The organism is Microbispora sp. NPDC049633 (assembly GCF_040675265.1).
In the GTDB taxonomy this organism is placed as follows: domain Bacteria; phylum Actinomycetota; class Actinomycetes; order Streptosporangiales; family Streptosporangiaceae; genus Microbispora; species Microbispora maris.
In genome coordinates this window covers 1-2,135 of the sequence record NZ_JBFAOO010000395.1, presented here as the reverse complement: position 1 = coordinate 2,135, position 2,135 = coordinate 1, and the positions used below count along the sequence as shown (strand labels likewise).

Annotated in this window: 2 protein-coding genes; both read left to right on the top strand. The window is 76.1% G+C overall.

The window, feature by feature from the left end; genetic code table 11:
* A partial coding sequence (locus tag AB0J39_RS39315; RefSeq protein ID WP_363474279.1) for a DUF2092 domain-containing protein occupies window positions 1-968 on the top strand: 968 nt, incomplete at its 5' end.
* 31 nt (window positions 969-999) lie between these two features.
* Complete coding sequence (locus tag AB0J39_RS39310; RefSeq protein ID WP_363474277.1) at window positions 1,000-2,028, top strand: ABC transporter ATP-binding protein; 1,029 nt, start codon at window positions 1,000-1,002, stop codon at window positions 2,026-2,028.
* Window positions 2,029-2,135 lie beyond the last annotated feature (107 nt).

Below are 2,135 nucleotides of genomic sequence, written 5' to 3'. Positions count from 1 at the left end.
CCGGCCTGTCGGGCCAGTCCGGGCCGCCCGGGTCGGCCGGGGCCTCGCCCCTGTCGCTGCTGTCGGGGTCGCACCAGCTCAAGATCTGGTACGCGGGGGAGAACCGGTTCCGCCTCATGCTGCCGGGGGAGATGAGCGAGACCGACCTCATCGCCGACGGCGACGAGGTGTGGCTGTGGGACAGCGCCGCGAACAAGGCGACCCGCATGACCGCCCCGGCGGCCACCGGCGGCAGGCCGGACGGCGCGTTCCCGGCGCGGCCCGAGACGCCGTTCAAGACGCCGTTCGAGACGCGGTTCGCGACGCGGTTCGCGACGCCCGAGCAGGCCGCGCGGCAGGCGCTGGAGGCGGCCGGCACCGACACCGCGATCAGCGTCGGCGAGAACGTCACGGTCGCGGGCCGCGCGGCCTACCAGCTCGTGCTGACGCCCAAGGCGGCCGACTCGCTGATCAAGGACGTCCGGGTGGCGCTCGACGGTGAGAAGCTGATGCCGCTGCGCGTGCAGGTCTACGCGAAGGGCGCGGCCGAGCCGGTCTTCGAGGTCGGCTTCGAGTCCCTGTCGTTCACCCCTCCCGCCGCGGAGAACTTCTCCTTCACGCCGCCGCCCGGCGCGAAGGTCGAGGAGGGGACGGCCACGCCTCCCGCCGGGCACCGGCCGGAGGCGGCCGCCGAGGCCCGCGACCGGGGCCGCGTCGCCGGCTCGGGCTGGGACAGCGTGCTCGTCACGTCCCTGCCCGATGTCTCCGCCGAGCGATCCGGGGAGGGGGACGGCGAGCGGGACGGCGTGGATCTCGCCGCGCTGCTCGACGGCGTGCGCTCGTCGGCCACCCCGGTCAGCGGGGCGTGGGGGAGCGGCAGCCTGCTGCGCACGAAGGTGGTGTCGATCCTGATCACCGACGACGGCCGCCTGCTCGCCGGCGCCGTCACCCCGGAGGCCCTCTACCGGGCGGCGGGTGAGAAGAGATGACCGGGCCCACGCACCGCGGACGGACGGCCGGGTGGACACTCCGGTGGACGCGGTGACGGTGGGCACGCGCGCGGGGGCGCTCCGGGACGACGCCGGGGCACCCTCGCCCTCCTCCGAGGGCGCGGGCGCGCACGCCATCGTCACGTCCGGTCTCACCAAGCGCTTCCGGGGCGGGCAGGTGGCGGTCGACGGCGTCGACCTGGCGGTGCCGCGCGGCGCCGTCTTCGGCTTCCTCGGCCCCAACGGCTCGGGCAAGACCACCACGATCCGCATGCTGCTCGGCCTGGTCGCCCCGACCGCCGGCACGTGGTCGCTGCTCGGCACGCCCATGCCCGCCGGGCTGGCGCGGGCGCTGCCGCGCGTCGGCGCGGTGGTCGAGGGGCCGGCCTTCTATCCGTACCTGTCGGGCGAGGCGAACCTGCGCCGCCTCGACGCGGCCGGCCCCGGGGCCGACCCGCGTACGGCGCGGGCCAGGATCGGCGCGGCGCTGGAGCGGGTCGGGCTGACGGCGGCGGCCGGCAAGCGCTACCGGAACTACTCGCTCGGCATGCGCCAGCGCCTGGCCATCGCCGCCGCGCTGCTGGTCCCGAGGGAGCTGCTCGTGCTGGACGAGCCGACCAACGGCCTCGACCCGCAGGGCACCAGGGAAGTACGCACGCTGATCAGGAGGATCGCCGAGGACGGCACGACCGTCTTCGTCTCCTCCCACCTGCTGAGCGAGGTCGAGCAGATGTGCACCCACGTGGGCGTCATGCGCACCGGCGGGCTCGTCGCCCAGGGGCCCATCGCCGCCCTGCGCGCGTCGGGCGAACGGCCGCGCCTGCGCGTGGAGACGCCGGACGTCGGCGCGGCGGCGGCCGTGCTGTCCCGGGCCGGGCTGCGCGAGGTGCGCGCGGGGGACGGCGAGGTGACGGCGGTCGCCGGCGAGGAGGCGCCGGAACGGCTCTGCGCGCTGCTCGTCGGCGAGGGTGTGGCCGTACGCGGGTTCGGCGTGGTCAGGCCCACGCTCGAGGAGATCTTCGTCGGGCTGACGGGGGAGGGGTTCGATGTCGGTGCGTGAGAACGCGACAGCGGTGTCCGAGGCAGTGGCCGAACCGGTGGCCGAGGCCGTGTCCGAGGCCGTGTCCGAGGCCGTGTCCGAGGCGCGGCCGGGGGAGGAGGCCCGGC